The sequence below is a fragment of the Mycobacterium sp. NTMscope_Eco_3 genome (assembly GCF_976985685.1).
Genome location: NZ_CDRJYZ010000001.1, coordinates 2,625,987 through 2,643,299, shown reverse-complemented (window position 1 = coordinate 2,643,299; position 17,313 = coordinate 2,625,987). Strand labels below are relative to the sequence as shown.

Genomic DNA, 17,313 nt, shown 5'->3' with positions numbered 1-17,313 from the left:
GCACCGCGGTCAGCCCGCTGACGGCTCCGCCGGCGGGTAGAGCAGGACGCCGCGGATGTTGGCTCCCGCGTGCATGTCGGCGTAGCCGTCGTTGACCTTCTCTAATGGATACGTTCGGGTGACCATGGTGTCGAGGTCCACCTGGCCGGCGCTGTACAACTCGAGAATCTTGGGGATGTCGGCGCGCGGATTGCCCGAGCCGTACAGCGTTCCGATGATCTGCTTCTCGGTCAGTGTCAGGTCCATCAAATTGGCCCGGATCTCGCGCTCCAACATCGGATGGATGTTGGTGACCACCAGCCTGCCCCGCTTGGCCGTCATCGCGAGGGCCTGGCCGACCAGCTGGCCGTCGCCGACGCCCATCGCGCAGATGAACTTGTCCACGCCGCGGTTCCAGGTTGCCTCGGCGACAACGGCTTTCGCCTCCTGCCAGTCCGCCACCGTGTGGGTCGCACCCATCTTCGCCGCTTCTTCCCGCTTGTACTCCGACGGGTCGATCACGGTGATGGTGCGCGCACCCGCGAGCCGGGCGCCCTGGACCGCCGCTGCGCCTATGCCGCCGACGCCGGCGACGGCCACGGTGTCTCCCGGCCGTACGTCGGCGGCGTACACCGCCGATCCCCATCCGGTGATGAAGCCGCAGCCGAGCAGGCAGGCGAGGTCGAGTCGGTAGTGCTCCGGGATCTTGACGCAGCTCGCCTCGTGGACCACGGTGTGGTGCGAGAACGAACCGACGCCGCAGGCTAACGCGAGGTCCTTGTCGCCGATATGGTGGCGGGCGGTTCCGTCGTGAATTTGCATGCCGGAGTAGATCTTTGCGCCAAGATCGCACAGGCTCTGATGACCGGTCGAACACGACGGGCACCGGCCGCAGGATGGAATGAAGCTGAACACCACGTGGTCGCCAGGAGCGAGCCACGACACATGATCGCCGACGGCCTTGACCACGCCGGCACCCTCGTGCCCACCGATGCAGGGTAGGGCGATCGGCATGTCGCCAGTGACGAGGTGGTCGTCGGAATGGCACATACCTGATGCATGAAGTTCGACCAGTACCTCGGTCGCCTTCGGCGCGTCGAGTTCGATGGTCTCGATCGTCCACGGCGTGTTGCGCTCGTACAGGACCGCCGCCTGGGTCTGCATGCTCATGGGCACGCCCTTTCTGTCCTCAACGGATGATGGCCTGATATTCGATGAAGCCGGCGATGCCCTCGGGACCGCCTTCGCGGCCGATGCCGGATTGCTTGAACCCGCCGAACGGGCTGGCGAAGTCCAGCACGGCTGTCGAGTTGACCGCCACCGATCCGACCTCGAGCCGTGTCGCAACCGCCGACGCACGCGCCGCGTCGGACGACCACACCGCACCGACAAGTCCGTAGCGAGAGTCGTTGGCGATGGCAACCGCTTCGGCGGCGATATCGTCGCCAACGTCGTCATAGGCGATGACGACCGCGACCGGACCGAAGACCTCCTCGCGGGCGATCTCCATGTCGTTGGTCGCCGCGACGAGCGCCGGGGCGACGTACCAGCCTGGGCGGTCCGGCCGTTCGCCGCCCACCAGGATCGTGGCGCCCTCTTCTCGCGCACGCCGCAGGAAGCCCTCCGCCTTATCGCGCGCCGCCTCGTTGATCACCGGGCCGATGTCGGTGGACCGGTCGGCCGGATCTCCTACGGTGAGGCCGGCGACCGCGTCGGTCAACGCCGTCACGTATTCGCCGTAGCGGCTGCGCGGCAACAGGATTCGCGTCAGGGCCGCGCAGAGCTGGCCATTGTTTGCCATCACGCCGCTGACCAGTCCGGGCACCGCGCTCTCCAGCTCCGCGTCGGGCAGGACGATGGCCGCGGACTTACCGCCCAGTTCGAGGCTGTATCGGCGGATACGAGACCCGCACGACGCGGCGATCCGCGCACCCACGGCCGTCGATCCGGTGAAGCTGACCTTGTCGACTCCCGGATGCTCGGTGAGCAGCTCGCCCGTGGCGGCACCGCCGTTGACGACGTTGACCACGCCGTCGGGGATTCCGGCCTGTTCGATCGCGTCGGTCAGCGCGGCGAATTCCAGCGGCGCGTCGGGTGCCGGTTTCAAGACCACCGTGCACCCTGCGGCCAGTGCGGGGCCGAGCTTCAACGCGGCGATGAACAACGGCGTGTTCCATGGCACGATCGCGCCGACCACCCCGACGGGGACGTGGCGCACCTCGACGGTCCCGCCCGTCATCGAGGGACGGGTGGCGAAGAAGGGATAGCCGGCGGTGATGGAGGCATAGGCGTTTAGCACGCCGACGGCGGTGATCACCTGACCGAAGGTGCTCCAGGATCGCGGTGATCCGATCTCGGCGGTCGTCAGGTCGGCCAGTTCACCCTTGCGCGCCTCGAGCGCATCGGCCAGCCGGCCGAGTGCGGCGCCGCGTTCGGCGGGAGAGGTGGCGGCCCATGCGGGCAGGGCAGCGCGAGCGGCTGCAACTGCGGCGTCGACGTCCTCTCGCCCGGCGACACTGACGGTCCCCAACACCTCGCCGCTGGCCGGGGACGTCACGTCGATCGTCTCGGCGGGGGCACCCGTGATCCATTTGCCTGCGACGTAGCTTGCCGCCAACTCGACCATGGAGACCGATTCTGGCACCAATGTCATCTTTCGACAAGCGGCTCATTTGTGCTGTAGGCGCCCTATCGGTTTCCTTCCAGTACTTTTTCTGACACTATTGGTCACTATGACTGCACCGTCCGAAGGCGACGCCGATCTGGGCCACGGACAGCCCTGGGAGGTCGTCGTCGAGCGCGGCAAGATCGCCGAGTTCGCCGAGGCCATGCTGAGCGACGAGCCTGCCTACCGCGGCCCCGACGCGATCATTCCGCCCACGTTCCTCACCAGCGCCGCCCGGTGGGCGCCGCCCGGTGTGCGGGTCAGCGTGGGCTTCGACCGCAAGCGCCTGCTACACGGCGAACAGGAGTACGCCTTCTATGGCGACCTGCCCGCTGCGGGCGACGTGCTCACCGCCCGGGAGCGAGTGGTCGACCGATTCGAAAAGCCGGGTAAGCGCGGCGGCACGATGCGCTTCGCCACTGTAGTAACCGAATACCGGGATGCCGCAGGAGCATTGGTTGCCGAGGCGAAGGCGACGTTCATCGAAACGGCGGCCGAGAAGTGACGGCCGCAACTGCCTTGCGCGTCGGCGCGGAGGCCCCACCACGCGAATTCGGTCCGCTCACCCGTCAGATGTTCGTCCGCTATGCGGGGGCGTCCGGGGACCTGAACCCCATGCATTACGACGACGAACTCGCGCGGTCCGCCGGATACCCGTCGGTGTTCGCGCAGGGAATGTTCTCGGCAGCGCTGCTCGCGGGATTTGCGACCGATTGGATGGGCGCGGGCAACGTGCGCCGTTTCGGGGTCAGATTCCGCGAACAGGTCTGGCCGGGTGATGTACTGACGTGCGCGGGCACCGTCACCGAGATCTGCGAGGAGGGGGACGCTGACCGCCTGTCTGTCGAGTTGACCGTCACCCGCCAGACCGGCGGGGTCGCAATCACCGGTTCCGCACAATTCCTCATACCGCGAAACGCGCCACCGAGTGCCACGTCGAACGCGGATCGGCCATAGGCTTAACCGATCATGTCCGAAGCCTCGATCGTCCGCCGGGCCAGTTACGGCCCGTCCAGCCCCGCCATCGGTGCCCGCGGGGCCAGCACGAGGAGCAAGATCACCGAGGTTTCCCTGGAGTTGTTCGGCCGACTCGGGTACTTCGACACCTCCGTCGATGCGATCGCCAAAGGTGCCGGAGTGTCCCGGGCCACCCTGTACCAGTACTTCAAGGGCAAGGACGAGATCTTCCTTGAGTTGCTCAATGAATGCGGGAGCGCGTTGTTCCGAGTGGCTCGCCGCATCGGGCCGCTCGGGCCGGACGAGGTGGGATTCGACAACCTGAACTGGTGGCTCGGGGAGTGGAGCTGGGTATTCGACAAGTACTCCACGATGTTCGTGCAGTGGACGGCCATCGCCTCCTCGGACACCAAGGTGCGCCCGGAGATCACCCGATTCGTGCGCAGCTACAACCACCGCGTCGCCGAGCGGCTCGGCGCGTCGGGACTGCGAGGCCTCGACCAGGAAGTGGCGGCCATGACGATGACCGCACTCGTGCACCGCATCAACCTGTTCGTGCACACCAACCGCGCATACGGCCGTACTGCGAAAGATGCGGTCGACACGCTCTCGGTCTTCCTGCAGCTGATGTTGTTCCCCGACACGCCGCCTGCGGTGTTGACCTCGCTGCGGCTACACGGCAGCACCAACCCGGCCGCAGACGTGGACGCCGTCGAGCTGCCAGACGAACCGACGGTCGAGGGACTTTCGATCAGCGAACGCACCGCCAGTCTCAGCAAGCGGGCTGTCGCCACGGTCACGGCGCTAGCCGAAGCCGGTGCGGCTCAGTTCCGCGCTCGCGGCTACCGCAGCACCAGCGTCGACGACATCGTCGAGGCCGCCGACGTCGCGCGAGGCACGTTCTACAAGTACTTCAGTGACAAGCAGGATCTGCTCGCCGCCGTGGCGGCTGAGATCTACGGGGCCGGAAAGGCTTTCGCAGATAGGATTTCGCACGTCGACCCAATCACGGAAGAGCCGACTCTGCGACACTGGCTAGCCACCTACGTCGAGTTCTACGACCGATATTCCGGCTGCATCGAGGCGTGGGCGGAGGCTGCCACCGACGACCCAACGATCGTCGGCATCGGTGAGCACGGCCAGGTCCTGATGGACCTCGGCGCGGCGAGAATGCTGATCCGTCGACCTGGTCCATACCCGTTCGATCCATTGGTTTCGGCGCTGATCCTGCGCGCGCTCGTCACCCGGGTGCCGCAGGCGGCGTTGGATCTGCCGGAGCCCATTGACGGTGACGGTCTGGTCGAGCTATTGATCAGCTGTCTTCAGCGCGGGTTCTTCGGTCACACGACCTAACGCACCGGGGGCGGAAGCGGCGACGGCCATCCCTGTGATCCATTCCGGAACCGGCTCGTAGGCCAGGGGGTTGACTGGCCTACCGCCACCGGCGGCACCGGCGGCGACCCAGGTCCTGACCTCGTTGGCGCCGGCACCTGCCCGCGTGTGCGCGGAGTCCACGAGTCGAATCAGCGTCGCGGCGTCCCAGGTCGACATCGCCTGCAGCACCTCGGCATCCCAGTCCGGCCGTATCTTGTTGCGCGCATCTGCCATTCCCGCAGCGATGATTCGCGCCCGCTCGTCGTCGCTGAGTTGGTAGGTGTCGACTTCTAGGCTTGGTGGTGAATGGGACAGACCGCCGGTGCCGATGAGCAGCACCCGCTGATTCACCGTGTCGAGGAAACGCCCGACCGCCGCGCCGAAGTCGGCGACTCGCCGACCGGTCGGCAGCGGGGCAGTCGCGCAATTCACCGCAATCGGAATGACAGGCTTGGCATGTAGAGTGCCCAACAGATCCCGAATCGGCTGTGCGAAAGCATGATCCAGTTTGACGTCGCGACACACCGCGACGTCAAATGCCTCACTGAGCAAGTGCTCGCACAGCGCGCGTGCCAACGCCGCCGGCACCGCCAATTCGCCTGCGGGATGGCCGCCCTCCGCGATGATCGAAGCGGACAGTGCAACCCCGAACGTGGGTACCACAGTGGTGAATGCGCGGCGGTGATCGCCACCGAACACGATGACGATGTCGGGGTCGAAGCTGTTCACCGCATCTGCAGCGGTCGCCAGGGCCGAGCGGAATACGGGCCCGAACGCCTTCTCGACGTCGCGCTCCTTGCCCGGGCTGTGGCTCGCGCAGACCACCAACCGACTCGAAGTCATTGAAGTCAGCCCGTCCATATCGCGCCCTCAGGGCAGTTCGCGGCACCGTTGCCTGCTTCATCGGGGTGCTCCTGCGGCACCTCACCATCTCCAATCACGTGGCCCTACCCACGTCGTCATACTCGAATACGTTGGGCGCCAATGTATAAACACATGCCATGGCCCATGCACCTATCGGCGTCGATCCTTGCGCTCAAGCGGCACCGCCTGCCCCGGGACTTGCGGAAGATCGGTGGAAACCTTGGGAAGTTCGTCGGTGGTCAATCCGACCTCGATTCCGATCCGTGCGCCCTGTGGGAAAACTGATGACCTGGTTACTCCCCAAAGTGTGCCATCACCGTCAGATATAGACAACACCCTGCAACATCGGCCAGAGCTCCTTGCACGAAACAGCAAGTTCTGCCAGGAGAATATTGCGAAATATCGTCGGTAGACAGTGTGACACGATTGTCAGACGTCGCCGTACCGTTGGCATTGTGACAGTGAACTGCCCTCTTGGATCGGGAACGCGTGTCGCCGACAACGGATTGACCATCCACGCAAGAACAACCTCGGCAGTTCCCACACCAAAGGGAACGGGCGCGAGTCAAGTCGACACCATCGACATCGGCGGCGAGAACCCGCCATTCGCCAACGCCGTGGCCAGCCCGCTGCCGATGGGCCCCAGTTCGTCGAACAACGTCGCGACGCCGGTGGCAACGCCCTCATGGTCGTAGTGCGTTACCGATGCCAGTCCTATGTAGACGCCTTTGGGCAAGCGACTGAGCGAGATCGTGTAGTCGGCGTTGATGAACTGTAGTCCCGCAACGCCCCAGTGGGTTAGCGAACTGGTGACGTCACCGGCCATGACTGCGCGAGTGAAGGGTGACAGCGGCTCGTCATCGACGAGCGTCTTCGTCTCCCGAACCCACGCGAACTTCTGCCCGTTGTGTCTCCACTCGGTGACGCCGACACCCGGACTGCCGGCAACCGGATCGCGACCGTACGAATGCAACAAGATGGGCAGGTCGTCGGGCACGACGTCGGGCTCGGCGGGGACTGGAGGCATCGCAACAGGCCACGTCCACACCTTGTCCACGGCCAACTCACTGCGACGAAGGTACAGAGCACTGGCCCGTGCCACGGTGGCGTCGTTCTGAGTCATGACCGCGTCGACCAGCCGAAGTCTTCGGCCGTCGCGCACCACCGACGAATGCACCTGTACGGCCTGCAGTGCCACCGGCCTGAGTAGGTCCACCGTCAGCCGGGCGGGTTGCAGATCGATGTCATCGACATGTTGCTCGACCGCACGCCCGAGTAGTCCACCGATGTAGTTACCACTCAGGGAAGGACCCCACGGCCCTCTCGCTAAAGGAGTTGGCACATAGTCTCTGCCGTTGGTGACGAAGAAGCACGCGGGCATAGAGCCGGCCGAGTCCACGGTCATATTATTTTGATACCTCTCGTCGAGCGGTCGCCTGGCGCCGCAAATGTTTTCAGCTCCGCAGTCGGCATCGGGCGAGGAGGATCTCCGCCAGCCGCTCCGGGTGGCTGAACATCAATTCGTGGCAGGCAGCGATCGGGATGACCTCCTGCACGCCGCCGAGCGCGGCCATGCTGGCGTGTTGCGACGTCTGTGAGAGCGCCCGGTCGCGAGTAGTCAGTATCCAGGTGCGCGGCACGTCGTCGGGCATTTCGCTGCGATCTACCGGCTCGCCGGGGATCTTCGGCGACTCGGCAGACAGCAGCGCCATCGTAAGGCGACGTTGTTCGCGAGTCATGCCGTTGCAGAACGCATATCGGGATACGAGGCGTGGAATCTTCATCGGTCGGCCGCCCTTCGCGGCCTGCCGCGCGAAGACGGCCAATGGACCGCGCAACGTGTCCGCGATGGACAGGCCCTGCGGCGGTACGAACGCGGCGGCCAGGATCATCTCCCGCACCCGGGAGGGCCCGAGTTTGGTGACGACACCGGGCACCGTCACCCCGGCCATCGAGTGGCCGACGATTACGATGTCGCCAAACCCCTCCCGCTCGATGTCGGCCACGACGGAGTCGACCCACTTGGCGATGGTGGCAGATGTGAGGTCTCCGGGCGTGCGGCCGCGGCCGGGGAGATCCACGGCCAGGGTGCGCAGTTCCGGTGCCTGGCGGTGCAATTCGGCGACAACGAGATTCCAGCAATCACCGGCATGCTCACCGCCGTGGACGAGGACGAGATCGGGGAGTGGCATCTTCGTCACCGCGTTCGCGGTCGCTTCTTGTTGTTGAGCGAATCGGGATTGGCACCCGCGTCGCCGATGTGGGCGTCGGACGTGTCGTCGCGGGCGGCGATGGCGGCCGCCGTCTGCCGGGTGAAGCCGTTCACCCGCTCGGGACGGTTCAGCGCCGCGGTCGCCAGATGGTCATCGACGTGAAATTCGACGGTGGCCAGGTCGGTCTGCTCGATCAGGGACGCTCCTCAAAATTCGATCCGGCGGACACCTCGGATGCATCACACAACGTCTCTACCGGGTTACCGAGCGTGCGTAGTCGTAGGGAACATATAAATGTATAGCTGATTATGGCGCCTCGGCGCATCAAAACGAAGGTGGAATCCAGCTCGTGGGTGCAGAGCCAGTAGACGAACAAGCTCGGGGCTTGTGTACCGGACAGTGACATAGTTAACCTAGTTCTATGCGTCGGGTGCCGCCGGCCCGGCGACACCCAGTTGAATCTGGCAGTCAGCTGGCTGCCACACCGCTCAGCGGAGGGCACGTCGACGGGTTCCCACCACGGACCTGGTGTCCCCTCGAGCACGGCAGCACAGAAGGACGACATGATCGAGAGTCAGCCCAGCGCAGTCTGTCCCGTCAAAGAGTTGGAGATGAACACGGCCGGTAGTCCCGCGCTGACCCACTTCCGCCGGCTAGACGAATGTCAAGAGGACGCGCGTCCGGCATTCCGTAATACCGAGGTCGGCATGGATTACTGGGTGTTCACCGAGAACTCGGTGATCCACGACGGACTCCAGCACCCGGAGCTCTGGTCGAGCAGTGTCATCGTGCCAACCGAACCGGATCCGCCGTACAAGTGGATTCCCGTCATGCTCGACCCGCCCGACCATACCAAGTGGCGCCATCTGCTAGGAGAGTATTTCTCACCCGGGCGCGTTAAAGGATTGCGCGAGGAGCAGCAAAGACTGGCAGGGGAACTGATCGATGGGCTGATTGGCGAGGGCTGCTGCGACTTCGTCGCCCAGATCTCGCGCGTGTTTCCGTCGACGGTCTTCCTGACGATCATGGGCATGCCTATCGACGATCTCGAGAAGTTCCTGGCATGGGAGGACATCATCCTGCATCAGAGCGGGGTGGGCGAAGAGGTCAACGCCGCGCGGCTCGAAGGCATGACGCACGTGATGGGCTACTTCTCGGACCTGATTCAGCAGCGGCGCGAGAACCGTGACCCCGACGCCGACGACATCGTCAGCAAGGCCATCGACTGGGCCATCGATGGTGAGCCGATCAACGACCTGGAGCTACTTAACTGCCTCCTGCTGCTGTTCATGGCCGGGCTTGACACGGTTTCCAACCAGCTGTCTTACGCGATGCTGCACCTGGCCAGTCATCCAACCGACCGCGCCAGGATCCTCGCCGAACCGGAGCTCATTCCGAAGGCGGTCGAGGAGATGTTGCGGGCCTATCCCATCGTGCAGACGGCGCGGAAAGCGACCCAGGACATGGACTTCCATGGGTGCCCAGTCAAGGCGGGCGATATGGCGTCGTTCCCGTTGGCTCTCGCCGGCCGCGACGAGACGGTGTACCCAGACGCGCGTCGAGTCGACCTGGACCGCGGCGTCACCCGTCACCTGTCCTTCGGCGGTGGGCCGCACCGATGCCTCGGTTCGCACTTGGCCCGCCAGGAGATGGTGGTGATTCTAGAGGAGTGGCACAAACGCATTCCAGACTACGAACTCGCCGAGCAGGCGAAAGAGCATGGCGGCCAGATATTCGGTCTGGATTCACTGAACCTGACGTGGCAGTGACGTGAGCGTGCCACGCGCACAGGACAGGATCTGGCACGACATCGGGCTTCCCGCAGAAATCGTCGAACTGCGAGCAGAAGTCCGACTCGCCGTCGAGAAGGCCGTCGCACCCCACGCCGCTGAGATAGGCCAGCGCGAAGAGACCGCGGACAGCTTTCCATGGAAGGCTTTTCGCGGACTTGCCGACGAGGGCGTCTTCGCGATCCCGTTCGGCCCGGAATTCGGCCGTGGGCTGCAGTACCCCTTGCTCGGTACCTGCACGGCGACCGAGGAGATCGCCTATCACAGCAGCAGCATGGCGGGCGTGTACGACGGCCAGTGCATCCTGGTGCCAAAGGCGTTGTCGTTCGGCTCGAGCGAGTTGCAGGCAAAGCTCGTTCCTGGACTCGTCAGCGGTGACCTCGTCTTCGCCTTCGCCACAACCGAACCCGACGCCAGCAGCGATTTGTCCGTCGAGGCGATGCAGACGGTCGCCGAGGAGACCTCCGACGGTTTCGTGGTGACCGGGCGAAAGCGCTGGATCACCAATAGTCCAGTGGCCGCCTGGGTCGCGGTGCTGTGTCGCAGCGGGCGAGGCATGACGATGCTCGCCATCGATCTGAAGAACAGCCCCGGCATAAGAATCGGCACGCCCGACCTGAAGATGGGACACCGCGGCCAGCTCACCGCGGACATCGACTTCGACCAAGTCGTCGTCCCGCGCGCGAATGTGCTGGGGGAGCCGGGCAACGGATTGTCGGTCGCCCTTGCCACGCTGAGCTACGGCCGCATCGGTATCGCCGCTGCTGGAGTGGGCGTCGCGCAGGCTGCCCTCGATCTGGCGGTCGAGCGGATGCGCACGCGCCACGTGTTCGGCAAGCCCCTTGGTGCGATGCAACATTGGCAATACCGGCTCGCCGAACGTGCCACTGAGCTCGAGTGCGCGCGAAACTTGTATCAGAAAGCAGCGCTGCGAGTCGATAGCGGTGAGCGTCACGCCGAGCCTGAGGCGTCGATGGCCAAGTCGTTCGCCACCCGGCTGGCCGCCGACCTGGCCCGTGACGCGATCCAGGTCTACGGCGGGTATGGGTTCGCTCGCAAGGTGTCGGAGACGGGTGAGACGTTCCGGCTCGAAGAGCTCTACCGGGATGCGAAGATTCTCGAGATCTTCGAGGGCGCAAACGAAGTGCTGCAGTGGGTGATAGCCCGACAGCTGATCGGCCGAGATGTGACGGGTTAGCGCGCGCATGCGACGTTCGTTGGCGTTCGACGTCACCAGAGGCGTCGGGTCCGATGAGGAACTGACTCAGGAGGCATGGCGGTTTCTGCCTCGGCATCCTGCCGACGTGCGTGGCGTGCTGCTCTGTCTCGCCGGGGGTACATACGACAAGCACTACTGGCACATTGACATCGACGGCTACCCCGGGTACAGCTTTGGCGAGCACCTGGCCGACTCCGGGGTTCGTCGTCGCAGTGGATCACGTCGGGAGCGGTGGCCGCTCGGCGGCACCGTATCCGCCGACGCTTAGAGGAGAGCAATGACCAATACCGTCGGATTCCTCGGCGCCGGACAACTCGGAGAACCCATGGTCGAGCGGTTGCTCGGCGCCGGCCACGAGGTGCTGGTCTACGCCCGGCGCGAGGAGGCCCGCCAACGACTGGAGGCGAAGGGTGCAGCGATCGCCGATTCGGTGGCCGGCTTGGCGCGCGGCAGCGACTTCCTCATCTCATGCCTGTTCTCCGACGCGCAGCTGCGCGAAACCGGCGTCGGGCCAGACGGTTTCATCGCCAACGCGAAGCCGGGCTCGGTGTTCGTGTCTCATACGACAGGCACACTGGCCACGCTCGAGGCGTTGTCGGACGGTTCTCCCACGGCGCCGATTATCCTCGACGCCCCGGTCAGCGGGACCGCGGACGACATCGCCGCGGGTACGTTGACGGTGCTGATCGGGGGGCCGGGCGACGCGGTCTCCGCCGTGACGCCGATCCTGGCCGCCTACGCCGACCCGGTGGTGCCGACCGGTGTGCTGGGCAGCGCGTTGGCGCTCAAGCTGATCAACAACCTGTTGTTCGCCGCCAACGCTCAACTCCTGGCAGCCGCAACCCAACTGGGTGGCCGGCTGGGCGTCGATTCCGACGTGCTGTTGTCCACGCTGCGAGTGTGTAGCGCCAACAGTCATGCGGCCGCCCACGCCCACCGCATCGGCGGGATGGACCGGTTCGCCGAGCTGGCCGGACCGTTCCTGCGCAAGGACATCGCGGCATGCCGCGAGGCCGCCGCCGAGGCGGGCGTGGAACTCGGGTTGCTGGGCACCGCTGTACGGGAGGGTCCGCTGGAGCTCGACGCCGTCGACTTAGCGACCGGAGCAACACCCTGATGACGGGTCGACTCGCGGGCAAGGTCGCATTCATCACCGGTGCCGCCAGGGGCCAGGGCCGCGCACACGCGGTGCGGATGGCGGAAGAAGGGGCCGACATCATCGCCGTCGACCTCGCCGGCCCGTTGCCCGAATCAGTGCGTTACCCATCGGCAACCGCAGACGACCTCGCCGAGACCGTGGAGTTGGTCAAAGCGAAAGGTAGCCGAATCGTGGCTACCGCCACGGACATCCGCGATCTGGACGCGCTACGAACCACTGTGAACGAGGGCGTCGAAGCCTACGGGCGATTGGACGTCATCGTGGCCAACGCCGGGATCTGCATCCCGTCGCCATGGAACGAGATCACCCCAGAAGCGTTTCGCGACATCATCGACGTCAATGTGACGGGTACGTGGAACACCGTGATGGCCGGTGCGCAACGGATCATCGACGGTGGCCGCGGCGGGTCGATCATCCTGATCAGCTCCTATGCCGGGGTGAAGGTGCAGCCCTACATGGTGCACTACACCGCCAGCAAGCATGCCGTCACAGGCATGGCCCGGGCCTTCGCCGCAGAGCTGGGCAAGCACGAAATCAGGGTCAACAGCGTGCACCCCGGGCCGGTCAACACGCCGATGGGGAGCGGGGACATGATCGCCGCGCTGTTTGCCGCGATCGAAACCAACCCCACCCTCAACAACATGGGGACGCCGTTCCTTCCACAGTGGGCCTGCGAGCCGGAAGACGTTGCGGCCGCGGTGTGTTGGCTGGCCTCTGACGAGTCGCGCTTCGTAACGGCCACCCGTTTGTCGGTCGACCAGGGCATGGCGCAGTTCTGAGCGTTTCGCCTCGCTTTCTTCTTCGTCGTCACCCGCGGAGCAAACGGATTGGCCGGGAAGGGGCACTAAGGCTCGTCGGCAAGGCGGCGCAGGTCACCATCGTGTGCCCCAGGAGCTGGTCGTGGCCCCAGCCGCGACGTCACATCGCGATGACGATGCCCTGAGTGAGCGCCACGATGACGCCGAGAACCACGAGAAAAGTTAAGGATCCTCCGACCAGTTTGACGGTCTCGCGCCACAGGGCGGCGTTGCTCTGTGGCGGAAGGAAGAATTCCGCCGGTAGCTCTTTCACATCGAGGTCCCTTCAAATCACGGAACGTAGGGGCTGTCGGCGCCGGTAGCCGCGCGCATCACCAGGAGCGGAACGACAAGGAACACAAAGAAGCTGACCTGGAAAACGACGAACCAGGCACCGAGCCGCAGGAATTCGAACCGCCAGCGCGGGATGGTGACCTCGTAGTTCAGCCACGCGTCGAACTCCTGCTGCTTGGTCGGTTGCACCTGCCTGGTGGCGACGGCGACCGAGCCGGCAGCGACGGTGTCGCCGGGAGGAGGCGGAATGACCTTCGGCACGGTGAATCGATCCAATCGGCAGAATCGCTCGAAGTGGTTGAGGCCACGTATCGGCGGTTTGCCGGCCCAGTAGGCGATCAAGTTGGGCCAGACACACATGATGCCGATCGTCCAGAGCAATGTGATGCGGCCGCCGTTGCCCCATTGGAGCACGGGCCCGATGCCGGGGTCATATGTCCACCAGCCCATCGCCGTCGCCGTGCCCTCGACGACGAAGTCCCAGACGTAGTTGACCGGAATCGCAAGTATCACCATCGATTTGAGCATGCTCCAACCGAACCGGATGGAAACCCATTGGCTGAGCCACAGCACCAGCAGCGCATGTACGCCCCAGTACACCGCGTAGGCGAACGGCATGAATAGCGGATCGTGTGGGGTCTTGACAGGCAGCCACTCGAGCACGTGGTGTTGTGCAAACAACGGACTGTAGAAGAGCATCTGCCCCCAGTCGCCGATGGTCTCCATCCAATACACCGCAAGGCTGTTGAAGAGGAACAGGAACCCCCAGGTCAGGCGTCGGCGACGAATCGCGTCGGCTATTGCCAGCACGATGAAGATGCTCCCGACGATGGGGATGACCCAGTTGAAGAACCACACGCCGGATGGTTCGACGGTCGCGGGTGGTGCCAGATCCGAAGCGGCTGACAGCATCGTTGCCTCTCAACGAGCAAGTGTTGGAGCGGAGTCCAACACGTTTTTGGTACATGTGTAACCTAGTTCACTACATGTCGTTTGTCACCTGAATCTGCAATGGGGGTGTCGCTCCGTGACGACTCGAACGCTGCGGCATCGTGCCAGCGCGGCGGCAGCGAATCTCACCGCGGCGGGCGAGCTTGTCGCCGCAGTCTTGCCGACGCTGCCCGGATCCGGCCCGTCGTCAGCGGCGGATGTCACGGCCGAATGGTTGACGAGACACCTGGTGAGTACGACTCCGGGTGCTGTGGCGCAGCGGATTTCACCGCTGGACGGCACAACGGGTACGACAGACCGTCGGCGCCTGGCGGTTGAATGGAACGACTCGGGTCGGACAGCGGGACTGCCCGACCGTCTGTTTCTCAAGAGCACCCCGCTGTCTGCAAAGAACCGCACGATGGTGGCGGCATTGGGGATGGCCGTCAACGAGGCACGCTTCTACAACGAGGCCGCCGACGAACTCGGTGGAGTCACCCCGCGCTCCTGGTATGCGCGTGCCGGGGTCGGAGCGCGATTCCTGATCGTTCTCGAGGATATCGTTGCCGCCGGCGGTCGGCCGTACGCATTGGCCGACAGGTGCGACATCGGCCACGCGCAGGGACTGATCGACGCCTTTGCGACGTTGCATGCCCGATTTTGGGAGAGCCCGCGGTTGGTAGGGGATCTGTCGTGGGTTCGAACGTGGAGCACCCGGCCGGGATACGGCGTGTTGAAGATGTTCTACTCGCGAGGCCGCCGCGGGGCACTTCGCCGGGAGCGTCCCGAGGTGACGCCTGCCGTGCGGGCTGTCGCGGCGGCTCTCGACACGCATGCAGATGCCTATTACCGGGAGTTCGAGTCGGGGCCGTTGACCCTCTTGCACGGCGACTCGCATCTGGGCAACACCTTCGTTTGGGCTGACGGACGGTCCGGACTTCTTGACTGGCAAGTGATTTGGCGGGGGCCGGGACTGCGGGAGGTGTCCTACTGGATGACCACCGGCCTGGAACCGGAGATGCGTCGCGGTGTGGAGCGCGATCTCATCGAGCGATACCTGCAGGGTCTCCGTGCCCACGGAGTGAAGGACGTACCGGCGTTCGACACCGCGTTCGACTTATACCGCCTTTTCGCCGCAGAAGCCTGGGATGCGACAGCGATGACGATCAATTGGCCGGGCCTGCAGGCACAGCAGAATTCCGTCGCTGCCTTCCGGCGGGCCTGCACGGCCGTCGAGGATCTCGACACCGCCGCGCTGATGAACCGGCTGTACCGTTAGCAGCCCGGCATCCGATGCCGGACGTTGACTCTATGACAGTGAACTGTCATCTTTGGTTAGGTCATGCCGAAGGAGCTACCAAGTGACGGATCTGAAGTCCTCTAGCTGGACAGAGCCATCGGCCGTCGAGCCCCCGCAGATCAAGACGATTCGGCCAGTGCTGTTCTGGTCGAGTGTCGGCGCCGTGTGCGTCGTCGTTGCCGCCTACGTCTACGTGTCATGGATCATCTCCGGGAACGCATCACCGGTGGGTCCGGGTCCTGATCCGATCCCGGGCGGCACCCGGGTCGCGATAGCGGTCTTCCAGATTGTCTGCCCGCTACTCGCTCTGGTCGCCATCGGCTACGTCGTCCGCAAAAGCCTGCGCGAACGTCAACTCTGCGTCGAAGCCGCCATCGTGATCGGATCGGCGATCGCATGGTGGCACGACCCCCTGATCAACTGGTTTCAGCCGGTGCTGTTCTACAACGCCGGCCTGGTCAACTTCGGTAACTGGACGCAAAATATCCCCGGCTGGCTCAGCCCGGACGGTCGATTGATGGCCGAGCCGGTGCTGATGATCGGAATGATCTACATCTGGATGCCGCTGGCCATGGGCTCGATCGCCCGATGGACCATGGGGCGGGCCCGGTGCCGGTGGCCGATGCTGGGGCCCGTCCGCACGTTCTGCACCGGTTGGCTTGCGGTGTACGTCATCGAGTTTCCGCTCGAGATCTTTGCGGTGCGCCACGGCCTGCTCGGCTATCCGGCGTCGATTCCCGGCGTCACGCTCTGGGCGGGTCAGACGATGCAGATACCGCTCTACGGACCCCTCCTGTGGTCGCTGGTGCTCAGCTCCAGCGGAGCGCTGATGTTCTTTCGCAACCGCGCCGGCCAGGTCCGGGTGGAGGCGGGTGTGGAGACGCTGCGGTGGGCCGGACCACGGGTCAGAGGACTGCTGAGGGCGCTCGCGGTGACCGGGTTTCTGCACGCGGTGGCAATAGGTGTGTACGACGTGCCGGTGAACCTCGCCGGCTTCTACGCCGGGCCTACCCAGACCTACCCCAGCTATCTGCGCACGCAGTTTTGCGGACCAGGCACACCTCGACACTGTCCCGACGGCACCCGTTTCGGCGATCGCTAGGTCGCGCTACTTCAGCACCGCGGGCAGAGCGGCGAACTCCTGGCGGATCAGGTCCTCGAGCGAGCGGCCCGGTGTCGACAACCACTGGTTGAGGGCCCGCTCGACCAGCAGCATGCCGACGGCCGCCAAGAGCCGGCATTCGGTGTCGGGTGCCGGCAATCGGCGTCGCTCGGCGATCACTTTGGCGACGGTCTCGGCGTTGGCCTCATGGTTTTTCCGCTCGCGGCCTAGCAGCACGAGCGACGACGCGACAGCGTCGTGGTACTGACCGATCCTTTTACGGATGCGCTTGAGGCCGGGCGCCAGCAACGCGAAGGAATTCGCCAACGCCTCGAAATCTGACACCTTGTCCGGTTGAGCGAGGTAGACACCGCTCACGGCGTCGATGAAGTCGTACTCGCCGAAGAAAAGCACCGACTCCTTGGTCGGGAAGTAGCGGAAGAAGGTTCTCGGCGAAACGCCCACGCTCTCGGCGATCTGGTCCGTGGTGGTCTCGTCGTAACCGTTGGTGCTGAACAGGTTCAGGGCCGAATTCAGCAGAGCATTGCGGATCCGGTCCGCATGCGCGTCCCGCGGTGATCGATCGCCCCGGGCCATCCGCCATCCCCTTTCAAGTCTGGGTGTCTCGACAGTACAACGACTCTGGGTGCCGGCACATCGTTGACACTCG

General features: G+C 64.7%; 18 protein-coding genes. 9 read left to right on the top strand and 9 right to left on the bottom strand.

From position 1 onward, the window contains the following. Positions 1 to 9: 9 nt before the first annotated feature. Together AC0KTM_RS12070 and AC0KTM_RS12065 are read right to left on the bottom strand one after the other, a co-directional pair. The gene (locus AC0KTM_RS12070) at positions 10 to 1,143 is read right to left on the bottom strand and encodes a Zn-dependent alcohol dehydrogenase (RefSeq protein ID WP_041785616.1); all 1,134 of its coding nucleotides are present in this window, start codon (positions 1,141 to 1,143) and stop codon (positions 10 to 12) included. 25 nt (positions 1,144 to 1,168) lie between these two features. Further along, positions 1,169 to 2,632 carry an aldehyde dehydrogenase gene (locus AC0KTM_RS12065; protein WP_472415595.1) on the bottom strand — a complete coding sequence of 488 codons (1,464 nt, stop codon included), beginning with the start codon at positions 2,630 to 2,632 and terminating at the stop codon, positions 1,169 to 1,171. A 79-nt stretch (positions 2,633 to 2,711) separates the two neighbouring features. On the opposite strand from AC0KTM_RS12065, the gene AC0KTM_RS12060 reads away from it, so the two are divergent. From AC0KTM_RS12060 to AC0KTM_RS12050, 3 genes are read left to right on the top strand one after another with little or no spacing between them, the layout of a single operon-like run. Next, on the top strand, positions 2,712 to 3,149 hold the full coding sequence (locus AC0KTM_RS12060; RefSeq protein WP_472415594.1) for an FAS1-like dehydratase domain-containing protein: 438 nt from the start codon (positions 2,712 to 2,714) through the stop codon (positions 3,147 to 3,149). Next, positions 3,146 to 3,601, top strand: a complete 456-nt coding sequence (locus AC0KTM_RS12055; protein ID WP_041784999.1) for a MaoC/PaaZ C-terminal domain-containing protein — start codon at positions 3,146 to 3,148, stop codon at positions 3,599 to 3,601. Before AC0KTM_RS12060 ends, AC0KTM_RS12055 begins: the two co-directional genes overlap by 4 nt. A gap of 12 nt (positions 3,602 to 3,613) precedes the next feature. Further along, a complete protein-coding gene (locus AC0KTM_RS12050) occupies positions 3,614 to 4,954 on the top strand; it encodes a TetR/AcrR family transcriptional regulator (RefSeq protein WP_472415593.1) in 1,341 nt (446 codons plus the stop codon). Here AC0KTM_RS12050 and AC0KTM_RS12045 read toward each other — a convergent pair. From AC0KTM_RS12045 to AC0KTM_RS12030, 4 genes are all read right to left on the bottom strand, one after another. Further along, positions 4,907 to 5,818: a 3-carboxyethylcatechol 2,3-dioxygenase gene (locus AC0KTM_RS12045; protein ID WP_238955980.1), complete on the bottom strand. Its 912-nt coding sequence runs from the start codon at positions 5,816 to 5,818 to the stop codon at positions 4,907 to 4,909. The genes AC0KTM_RS12050 and AC0KTM_RS12045 overlap by 48 nt on opposite strands. A 586-nt stretch (positions 5,819 to 6,404) precedes the next feature. Beyond that, positions 6,405 to 7,244, bottom strand: coding sequence for a thioesterase family protein (locus tag AC0KTM_RS12040; RefSeq protein ID WP_472415592.1), 840 nt, complete (start codon positions 7,242 to 7,244; stop codon positions 6,405 to 6,407). Between the two features lie 49 nt (positions 7,245 to 7,293). Beyond that, on the bottom strand, positions 7,294 to 8,031 hold the full coding sequence (locus AC0KTM_RS12035; protein WP_238955978.1) for an alpha/beta fold hydrolase: 738 nt from the start codon (positions 8,029 to 8,031) through the stop codon (positions 7,294 to 7,296). 5 nt (positions 8,032 to 8,036) lie between these two features. Further along, positions 8,037 to 8,165, bottom strand: a complete 129-nt coding sequence (locus AC0KTM_RS12030) for a hypothetical protein (RefSeq protein WP_472415591.1) — start codon at positions 8,163 to 8,165, stop codon at positions 8,037 to 8,039. Positions 8,166 to 8,615: 450 nt separating this feature from the next. On the opposite strand from AC0KTM_RS12030, the gene AC0KTM_RS12025 reads away from it, so the two are divergent. From AC0KTM_RS12025 to AC0KTM_RS12010, 4 genes are all read left to right on the top strand, one after another. Next, a complete protein-coding gene (locus AC0KTM_RS12025; protein WP_308193058.1) occupies positions 8,616 to 9,821 on the top strand; it encodes a cytochrome P450 in 1,206 nt (401 codons plus the stop codon). Position 9,822: 1 nt separating this feature from the next. Beyond that, entirely contained in the window at positions 9,823 to 11,040 is a 1,218-nt protein-coding gene (locus AC0KTM_RS12020) for an acyl-CoA dehydrogenase family protein (RefSeq protein WP_472415590.1), read from the top strand. A gap of 298 nt (positions 11,041 to 11,338) precedes the next feature. After that, positions 11,339 to 12,178 carry an NAD(P)-dependent oxidoreductase gene (locus tag AC0KTM_RS12015; RefSeq protein ID WP_472415589.1) on the top strand — a complete coding sequence of 280 codons (840 nt, stop codon included), beginning with the start codon at positions 11,339 to 11,341 and terminating at the stop codon, positions 12,176 to 12,178. Then, a complete protein-coding gene (locus tag AC0KTM_RS12010; protein WP_472415588.1) occupies positions 12,178 to 12,999 on the top strand; it encodes a mycofactocin-coupled SDR family oxidoreductase in 822 nt (273 codons plus the stop codon). Before AC0KTM_RS12015 ends, AC0KTM_RS12010 begins: the two co-directional genes overlap by 1 nt. Positions 13,000 to 13,138: 139 nt before the next feature. Here AC0KTM_RS12010 and AC0KTM_RS12005 read toward each other — a convergent pair whose 3' ends face one another. Next, complete coding sequence (locus AC0KTM_RS12005) at positions 13,139 to 13,291, bottom strand: DUF7156 family protein (protein ID WP_014384902.1); 153 nt, start codon at positions 13,289 to 13,291, stop codon at positions 13,139 to 13,141. A 17-nt stretch (positions 13,292 to 13,308) separates the two neighbouring features. Next, entirely contained in the window at positions 13,309 to 14,223 is a 915-nt protein-coding gene (locus AC0KTM_RS12000; protein WP_238955973.1) for a spirocyclase AveC family protein, read from the bottom strand. Positions 14,224 to 14,419: 196 nt separating this feature from the next. Here AC0KTM_RS12000 and AC0KTM_RS11995 point away from each other — a divergent pair, with 196 nt between their 5' ends. Together AC0KTM_RS11995 and AC0KTM_RS11990 are read left to right on the top strand one after the other, a co-directional pair. Then, complete coding sequence (locus tag AC0KTM_RS11995) at positions 14,420 to 15,520, top strand: phosphotransferase (protein ID WP_472415587.1); 1,101 nt, start codon at positions 14,420 to 14,422, stop codon at positions 15,518 to 15,520. A gap of 82 nt (positions 15,521 to 15,602) precedes the next feature. Further along, positions 15,603 to 16,643 (top strand): spirocyclase AveC family protein, encoded by a 1,041-nt coding sequence (locus tag AC0KTM_RS11990; protein ID WP_472415586.1) that lies wholly within the window; start codon positions 15,603 to 15,605, stop codon positions 16,641 to 16,643. Positions 16,644 to 16,649: 6 nt separating this feature from the next. On the opposite strand, the gene AC0KTM_RS11985 is transcribed toward AC0KTM_RS11990, so the two are convergent. After that, a complete protein-coding gene (locus tag AC0KTM_RS11985) occupies positions 16,650 to 17,240 on the bottom strand; it encodes a TetR family transcriptional regulator (RefSeq protein WP_014384898.1) in 591 nt (196 codons plus the stop codon). Between the last annotated feature and the right edge of the window lie 73 nt (positions 17,241 to 17,313).

Coding starts and splice junctions, on each gene's coding strand:
- AC0KTM_RS11985 (WP_014384898.1), bottom strand. CDS start 17,240: ATGGCCCGGGGCGATCGATCACCGCGGGACGCGCATGCGGACCGGATC.
- AC0KTM_RS12065 (WP_472415595.1), bottom strand. CDS start 2,632: ATGACATTGGTGCCAGAATCGGTCTCCATGGTCGAGTTGGCGGCAAGC.
- AC0KTM_RS12045 (WP_238955980.1), bottom strand. CDS start 5,818: ATGACTTCGAGTCGGTTGGTGGTCTGCGCGAGCCACAGCCCGGGCAAG.
- AC0KTM_RS12035 (WP_238955978.1), bottom strand. CDS start 8,031: ATGCCACTCCCCGATCTCGTCCTCGTCCACGGCGGTGAGCATGCCGGT.
- AC0KTM_RS12010 (WP_472415588.1), top strand. CDS start 12,178: ATGACGGGTCGACTCGCGGGCAAGGTCGCATTCATCACCGGTGCCGCC.
- AC0KTM_RS12060 (WP_472415594.1), top strand. CDS start 2,712: ATGACTGCACCGTCCGAAGGCGACGCCGATCTGGGCCACGGACAGCCC.
- AC0KTM_RS12015 (WP_472415589.1), top strand. CDS start 11,339: ATGACCAATACCGTCGGATTCCTCGGCGCCGGACAACTCGGAGAACCC.
- AC0KTM_RS12070 (WP_041785616.1), bottom strand. CDS start 1,143: ATGCAGACCCAGGCGGCGGTCCTGTACGAGCGCAACACGCCGTGGACG.
- AC0KTM_RS12050 (WP_472415593.1), top strand. CDS start 3,614: ATGTCCGAAGCCTCGATCGTCCGCCGGGCCAGTTACGGCCCGTCCAGC.
- AC0KTM_RS12040 (WP_472415592.1), bottom strand. CDS start 7,244: ATGACCGTGGACTCGGCCGGCTCTATGCCCGCGTGCTTCTTCGTCACC.
- AC0KTM_RS12025 (WP_308193058.1), top strand. CDS start 8,616: ATGATCGAGAGTCAGCCCAGCGCAGTCTGTCCCGTCAAAGAGTTGGAG.
- AC0KTM_RS12000 (WP_238955973.1), bottom strand. CDS start 14,223: ATGCTGTCAGCCGCTTCGGATCTGGCACCACCCGCGACCGTCGAACCA.